Here is a 7013-nt window from a genome sequence, read left to right on the forward strand (position 1 = left end):
CACCGTGCCGCCGGCCGGGCGCGGGGCGCGGGCCAGGCGGGTGCGCGCCCAGCCGAATTGCGGCGTGTTCACCGCCGGCAGGTGCACCTCGGTCACGGCGATGCCGCTGCCCTCGTGCCGCAGCTCGGCGCGCAGGGAGTCGGTGAAGCCGACGATGGCGTGCTTGGCGCCGCAATAGGCGCTTTGCAGCGGGATGCCGCGATAGGCCAGGGCCGAGCCCACCTGCAGCAGCACCCCCCGCCCGCGCGGCCGCATCAGCCGCAGCGCCGCCATGCTGCCATGCACGGTGCCGAGATAGGTGACCTCGGTGACGCGGCGGAACTCCTCCGGCGTGAGCTCGGCGACGGGGGCGAAGATGGTGACCATGGCGTTGTTCACCCAGGCCTCGACCGGGCCCAGCTCGCGCTCGGCGCGCTCGGCGGCGGCGAACACCGACGAGGCCTCGGCCACGTCGCAGGGCAGCGGCAGGGCGATGCCGCCGGCGGCGCGGATCTCGGCCGCCAGCGCCTGCAGCGCGGCTTGGTCGCGGGCGATCAGCCCGACCCGCCAGCCCTCGCGCGCCAGACGCAGGGCGGTCGCCCGCCCCACCCCGGCCGAGGCGCCCGTTACCACCACCACAGATCCCTGCCCCGCCATGCGCCCCGCCTCCGTAATTTACGGGGATTTAATGTTGCGCCGCAGCCAGGGTTGCGGCGCCGCGGTCAGAGGGGGCGGAACATCACCAGCGCATCGACGAAGCCCAGGGCGGGATGGTCGAAGGCGCCGGGCAGGGTGCCGACCACGGCGAAGCCCATGGACTGCCACAGCAGCACCGCGCGGCGGTTGCTGCTGACCACGAAGTTGAACTGCATGGCGCGGTAGCCGCGCCGCTTGGCATGCGCCAGCGAATGCGCGCACATGGCGCGCGCGACGCCCCGCCCCGAGGCATGCGCCGCGGTCATGTAGCCGCAATTGCAGACATGCGCGCCGCGCCCGCCCTGGTTGGCGCGCAGGTAATAGGTGCCGAGGATTGTTCCCTGCGCATCCTCCGCCACGAAGCTCTCGCGGTCATCGCCCAGCCAGTAGTCGAGCGCCGCCTGCTCCGGCAGGTCCTGCGGCAGGCTGTAGGTCTCGCCGGCGCGGATGGTGGGCAGGATGATGGCGGCGATGGCCGCGCGGTCGGCGGCGGTCGCGGGGCGGAGGCGCAGCGCCGTGTCGGCGGGCGCGGCGGGGGGCGTCAGGCTCATGCGGCGGAGGCTAGCCCGCCGCGCCGCGCCCGCCCATCCCCTCAAGGGACGTGGCGCAGCCATTCCCCGGAAGAGAACTTGCCCGCCGCCAGCGCCTCGGCCGCCGCCCATTCCTCCGGCGTGACCTGGCCGGGGCCGCCGCCATGCAGCGCCACGAAGGTCTCGCGCATGCGCTGGATGATCGCCTCGCGCGGCAGGCCGGTCTGGCTGCGCAGCGGATCGACGCGCTTCGCCGCGCTGGCGGTGCCCTTGTCGCTCAGCTTCTCGCGGCCGATGCGCAGCACCTGCACCATCTTCTCGGCGTCCATGTCATAGGCCATGGTGACATGGTGCAGCACGGCGCCGGCCGAATAGCGCTTCTGGGCCGCGCCGCCGATCTTGCCCTTGCTGCTGGAGATGTCGTTCAGCGGCTTGTAGACGGCATCGATGCCGAGCGAGATCAGCGCCTGCAGCACCCAGGAATCCAGGAAGGCGTAGGAATCGGCGAAGGTCAGGTCGCGCACCAGCGCGCCCGGCGCGTAGAGCGAATAGGTGACGCTGTTGCCCGGCTCGGCCAGCATGGCGCCGCCGCCGGTGACGCGGCGCACCGTCTCGATGCCGAAGCGCGCGGCGGCGTCGAGGTCCACCTCGTTGCGCAGCGACTGGAAGGCGCCGATGATGATGGCCGGGCGCTGCCATTCCCAGAAGCGCAGCGTGGGCGCCCGGCGGCCGGCCGCCACCTCGCGCGCCAGCACCTCGTCCAGCGCCAGGTGCAAAGCGGGGGCGAGCGGCGGCGTCTCGATGATCTGCCAGTCATGGTCGCGCCAGGAATTGCTCATGCCGAGGGCCCGGCGCACCGCCATGGCCACCGCCTCGGCGCTGAAGCCGATCAGCGCCGCATCGGGGCGCAGCTTCGCGCGGATGGCAGCGGCGATGGCCTCGGAGCTGGCGTCGGCCGGCAGTCCCTCGACCGCGGCGCGGATGTCGTCCAGCGCCTCGGCCGGCTCCAGGAAGAAATCGCCGGCGATCAGCGCCTGGCGGATGATGCCGCCCTCGACCTCGACATCGACGGTGACGAGCTTGCCGCCCTGGACCTTGTATTCGCCATGCATGGGAAGACCCTGTGTCTCGGCACCCCGGCGGGCCGGGGTGCCAGCCGGCCGGAAGGCGCCGGGAAGCGGCGCCCGGCGCCAGGATAGCCGGGGGCGGCCGGCCCTGGCCAGGGCGCCCCGGCCCTGGCCCCCGTGTCAGGGCGCGGCGCGGCGGCGCAGCACCATGCCGCCATGGTAGAGCACGCCGTCGATGAAACGGCCATCGGCGGTGAAGCCGGTGTCGTCCCAGTAGAAGATCTCGTCGCCGCGCAGCTCGTAGCGGCCGCGATAGGCGGCCTCGCGCTGGCCGCGCGCCTCGACATAGCGGTTGTCCGGCAGCAGCTCGTGCCGCACGCGCTGGTCCTCGGTCACCCACATGCCGACATAGGGGTGCGGCGCGGCGGGCTGGGCCGTCCCGGACTGGGCGGCGGCGGACTCGGCCAGGCCGGCGGCCATCGCCGACAGGCCGATCAGCAGGGGACGGCGGAGCGTGGTCTGGGCCATGATACGGACCTTTCAGGGCTGGCGGGGCGGGTCGGCCCCGGGGTTGCGCTGGCCTCCCCATCTGGCCCCGCCACCCGCCGCCGGGCAGCCCGCCCGTCCTGAACGCGCTGGTTAGCCAGGCTCACCAGTCCCGCCTCGGCCCGTCAGCGCACCCCCAGCGCCATGCCGTCGCGCTGCGGGTCGGCGCCGCCCTGCGGCACGCCATCGCGCAGCAGGATGCCGTGCAGCGCCGCGAAGGCGTAGCTCTGCCAGGAGCGCTTCACGTCATAGCCCTCGGCCTGCAACGCCTCGGTGACGAAACGCGGCACGCGGTTGGAGACGTCGATGCTGTCGGAGACGGCGACGATGCGCGGCGCCGCCACGGCCTCGGCCATCGACATGCCGAAATCGATGACGTTCATGATGCCCTGGGCGATGGCCGGCGCGATGTAGCTGCCGCCCGGCGCGCCGATGACGATGAAGGGCTTGTCCTCCTTGAAGACGATGCTGGGGGCGGCGGAGCTGGCGCGCCGCTTGCCCGGCGCGATGGAGGCGGCGCGGCCCGGGCGCGGGTCGAAGCGGCTCATCGTGCCATTGTACATGAAGCCGAGCCCCTCGGTGATGGCCCCCGACGGGCTGCCCAGCGTGTGCGTCATGGCGACCGCATTGCCCTCCGCATCCACGACCGAGAGATGCGTCGTCTCGCGCTGCGAGCGGTCCAGGCGCTTGACCACCGCGCGCTCGCCGCGGCGGATCGCCTCAGCCTGTTCGGCGGCATACTCCTTCGAGAGCAGGCGCGCGACGGGCACGTCGACATAGTCCGGGTCGCCCATATGGCGGTCCTTGTCGAGCGTCATGCGCTTCATGGCTTCCGCCAGCAGCCGCACATGCCCGGCGCTATTGTGCTCCAGCGCGCCGAGGTCGAAAGGCTCCAGCATCTGCAGGATCTGCAGCATGGACAGGCCACTGGCCGGCGGCGGGCTGGTGGCGATGCGGTGGCCGCGATACTCGCCCCAGATCGGCTGCGCCACGGAGAGGCGATAGGCCGCCAGATCCTCGCGCCGCAGCAGCCCGCCCTGGGCAATGAAATCGGCCTCGATCTCCTCGGCCAGCTCGCCATTGTAGAACAGCTCCGGCCCGCCCTTGGCCAGGCGCTCCAGCGTGCGGGTCAGGTCGGGGTTGTGGAGGATGTCGCCGGGGCGCTTCGGGCCGCCATCCTCACGGAAGAAGACGCGGCGGCCGGTTGCGCTCAGGCGCAGCTTGTCGGCGGTGTTGACCTGGCCGCTGGCGCTCTGGTCCTGCGTCCAGAACCAGTGCATATGCGGCCGCACCATGACGCCGCGCCGCGCCTCGGCGATGGCCGGCGCCATCGCCTCCTCCCAGCCGATCGTGCCGTAGCGCGACAGCGCCTCGGCATAGCCGCGCACATTGCCGGGCGTGCAGACGGCGAGGTGCCCCTGCTCGCTGATGCCGCCCTCCAGCAGGAAGGCGAAGCCGTCGCGCGACTGGCCGCGCAGCCGGTCCAGCCACATGTCGGGCGTCGCCGCCAGCGGGGCGCGGGCGTAGAATTCCAGGATCTCGTGCCGGTTGCGCTTCGGCATGTAGACCTGCATGGAGCCGAAGCCGCCAATGCCGCACATCAGCGGGTCGACCACGCCCTGCACGAAGGCGGCGGCGATGGCGGCGTCCACCGCATTGCCACCGCGCTTCAGCACCAGCGCGCCCGCCTCCGCCGCCTCGGGCTGCGGCGCGACGATCATGCCCGTCATGCCGCGCGCCCCCGGCGCCGGGCCAGCACACCGGCCAAAAAGTCCTTCACACGGTCGAGCACCTTGATGCGGTCATGCGACACGCCCGGCACCAGGTCGAGCTGCACCGACACCCCCGCCTGGCGGAAGGAGTCTGCGAGTGTCGCCAGCCGCTCCGGCCTGGTGCGGCCGGCATCGTTGGCGCCTTCCATCCAGTAGGTGCCGCCGGGCTTGTGGGTGATCTCCCAGGTTTCGAGATCGGCATCGCCCACCACCATCTGCACCGGCACCCGCGCCAGCGCCGCGCCGTCGAACTCGATGCCGAAGCGCGCGCCGATGTCGCGGATGCCGACCCACCAGTCGCGATGGGGGTCGAGCAGCGTCACCGAGCCCGGCGCGCCGATGCTGGCCGCCCAGAGTTTTTGGGGGTGCAGGATGGCGAAGCGATGCGTGAAATGCCCGCCGCCGGAGAAGCCGAACATGGCGAAGCGCGACCAGTCCTGGCCGTATTTTGCCGCGACCTCCGCGACCATCTGCAGCAGCAGCAGGTCGTAGCGGATCTCGCCCTCCTGCATGTATTTGTAGCCGCTGCGCGCGCCGTCGCCGCGCACCCCCACCGGGAAGATCGGGCAGAGGATGGCGACATCGTTCCACCGCCCGAACTCGGAGAAGCCGTCGCGGAAATCGAGGAAGGAGGTGCGGCCGGTGCCGTGCACCGCCACCAGCAGATCCACCTTCGCCCCCTTGCCCACCTGCGGCGGCACGTAGAGGCAGTACTGGAAGCGCGGATCCGCCTGGCAGGAGAAGATGACGGTGGGGCCGAGATCATAGATGGCGCGGGCGCGCGCGGTGGCTTCGGCGGTGGCCGGGGCGTCGGTCATGCAACGGGTCCTGGTGCGGCGTCGGCCCGGGCTCAGCCCCGGCCCACGCCCATGGCAAGGGTGTACTGGTCGGCGCGCGTCGCATAGGTCAGGCCCTGCCGCGCCGCCCAGACCGAGACCTCATGGTGCAGCGGCAGGATGGCCTGGTCGCGGAAGCCGATCTCGCTGGCCTCGGCCAGCAGCGCGTTGCGGGCGGTGTCGTCCATGGTGCGCAGCGCCTGCTGCAGGCGGCGGTCCAGCTCCGGATTGCTGTAGCGGCCGGTGTTGCTGGCCCCCATGCCGGCGGCGCGGTCATAGGTCGCCAGGATCGCCTTCAGCGGGTTCGAGGTCTCGCCGGTGTTCACCCCCCAGGAGACCAGGGAGAGGCTGAACTCGGCGCGCGAGCTGCGGCCGGAATAGACCGACCAGGGCATCACATCGGCCTGGGTCTCGATGCCGATGCGGGTGAACATCTGCGCGATGCCCTGCACGATCTTGGCGTCGTTGACGTAGCGGTCATTCGGCCCGTGCACCACCAGGCGGAACCCGTCCGGATAACCGGCCTCGGCCAGCAAGGCGCGGGCGCGGTTGGGATCGTAGGCGGGCACCTCCAGCGCGTCCGAGGTGCCGGCGCCGCCCTTGGGCAGGAATTGCGAGGCGGCGACGGCATCGCCCTCCATCACCCGCTCGACCAGCGCCTGGCGGCTGATGGCAAGGTTCAGCGCCTGGCGCACCCGGATGTCCTTCAGCGGGTTGCGCTCCAGCGGCCGGCCGGCGCGGTCGGTGATGAAGGGGGTGGTGTCGCGCGCCTGGTCCATCGCCAGATAGACCACGCGCCCCGAGATGCCGCGGATCAGCTGGAAGCGCGGATTGGCCTTGACCCGGGCGCTGCTCTGCGACGGCACCGCCTCGATGATGTCGAGATCGCCCGAGAGCAGCGAGGCCAGCCGCCCGCCATCATCGGTGGCCGGCACCAGGATCACCTCCTCCCAGGGCAGGGCGCCGCCCCACCAATGCGGGTTGCGCGCCAGGCGGATGCGGCTGCCGGGGACGGATTCGCGCAGTGTGAAGGGGCCGGTGCCGATGGCGGCGCTGCCATCGTTGAACTGCGCCGTCGTCGCCTCAGCCTGCCTGGCGCTGATGATGCGGATGCGGCTCAGCGAATTCGGCAGCAGCGGGTCGGGGCCGTCGGTCTCCAGCACCAGGGTGTGCGCATCAGGGGCCGACATCGCCTTGATGCTGCGCGTGTAGGTGCGGAAGGAGGCGGTGCTGGGCAGGTCGTTGGCCCGCTTCAGCGAGACCATCGCATCCTCGGCGGTGAAGGGGTTGCCATCGCTGAAGCGCACCCCCTGGCGCAGCGTCAGGATCCAGCGCGTGTCGCCCTCGGTGCGCCAGCTTTCGGCCAGGCCGGGCTGCGAGCGCGAGGCCGGGTCATTGGTCACCAGCGCGTCGAAGATGTGGCTGGCCACCGCATTGTTCGGCGCGTTGCTCTGGAAATGCGGGTCCAGCGTGGTGTTGGGCGCGGCCATGCCGACCCGCAGCCGGCCGCCCTGGCCGCCCGCGCCTTGCGCCAGCGCCTCGGACAGCCAGGCCGGGCCGGAGAGCAGCGGCAGGGCGAGCGCGGCG

The 7013-nt window shown here is 72.0% G+C and carries 7 protein-coding genes; all 7 read right to left on the minus strand.

Going from position 1 to position 7013, the window contains the following annotated elements:
- Positions 1–636: SDR family oxidoreductase (locus HMPREF0731_RS18035; protein ID WP_007005627.1), on the minus strand; the 636-nt coding region annotated here is incomplete at its 3' end.
- Between the two features lie 65 nt (positions 637–701).
- A complete protein-coding gene (locus tag HMPREF0731_RS18040) occupies positions 702–1226 on the minus strand; it encodes a GNAT family N-acetyltransferase (RefSeq protein WP_007005628.1) in 525 nt (174 codons plus the stop codon).
- Positions 1227–1267: 41 nt separating this feature from the next.
- A complete protein-coding gene (locus HMPREF0731_RS18045) occupies positions 1268–2317 on the minus strand; it encodes a lipoate-protein ligase LplAB (protein ID WP_007005629.1) in 1050 nt (349 codons plus the stop codon).
- A 135-nt stretch (positions 2318–2452) separates the two neighbouring features.
- Entirely contained in the window at positions 2453–2800 is a 348-nt protein-coding gene (locus HMPREF0731_RS26235; RefSeq protein ID WP_007005630.1) for an Atu4866 domain-containing protein, read from the minus strand.
- Between the two features lie 143 nt (positions 2801–2943).
- Positions 2944–4548, minus strand: a complete 1605-nt coding sequence (gene ggt / locus HMPREF0731_RS18055; protein WP_007005631.1) for a gamma-glutamyltransferase — start codon at positions 4546–4548, stop codon at positions 2944–2946.
- The gene (locus HMPREF0731_RS18060) at positions 4545–5408 is read right to left on the minus strand and encodes an alpha/beta hydrolase family protein (protein ID WP_007005632.1); all 864 of its coding nucleotides are present in this window, start codon (positions 5406–5408) and stop codon (positions 4545–4547) included. The genes ggt and HMPREF0731_RS18060 overlap by 4 nt, the downstream gene beginning before the upstream one ends.
- Before the next feature lie 32 nt (positions 5409–5440).
- On the minus strand, positions 5441–7013 hold a 1573-nt coding region (locus HMPREF0731_RS18065; RefSeq protein WP_007005633.1), incomplete at its 5' end, for an ABC transporter substrate-binding protein.

The sequence above is a fragment of the Pseudoroseomonas cervicalis ATCC 49957 genome, assembly GCF_000164635.1.
In the GTDB taxonomy this organism is placed as follows: Bacteria; Pseudomonadota; Alphaproteobacteria; order Acetobacterales; family Acetobacteraceae; genus Pseudoroseomonas; species Pseudoroseomonas cervicalis.

Coding starts and splice junctions, on each gene's coding strand:
- ggt (WP_007005631.1), bottom strand. CDS start 4,548: ATGACGGGCATGATCGTCGCGCCGCAGCCCGAGGCGGCGGAGGCGGGC.
- HMPREF0731_RS18040 (WP_007005628.1), bottom strand. CDS start 1,226: ATGAGCCTGACGCCCCCCGCCGCGCCCGCCGACACGGCGCTGCGCCTC.
- HMPREF0731_RS26235 (WP_007005630.1), bottom strand. CDS start 2,800: ATGGCCCAGACCACGCTCCGCCGTCCCCTGCTGATCGGCCTGTCGGCG.
- HMPREF0731_RS18045 (WP_007005629.1), bottom strand. CDS start 2,317: ATGCATGGCGAATACAAGGTCCAGGGCGGCAAGCTCGTCACCGTCGAT.
- HMPREF0731_RS18060 (WP_007005632.1), bottom strand. CDS start 5,408: ATGACCGACGCCCCGGCCACCGCCGAAGCCACCGCGCGCGCCCGCGCC.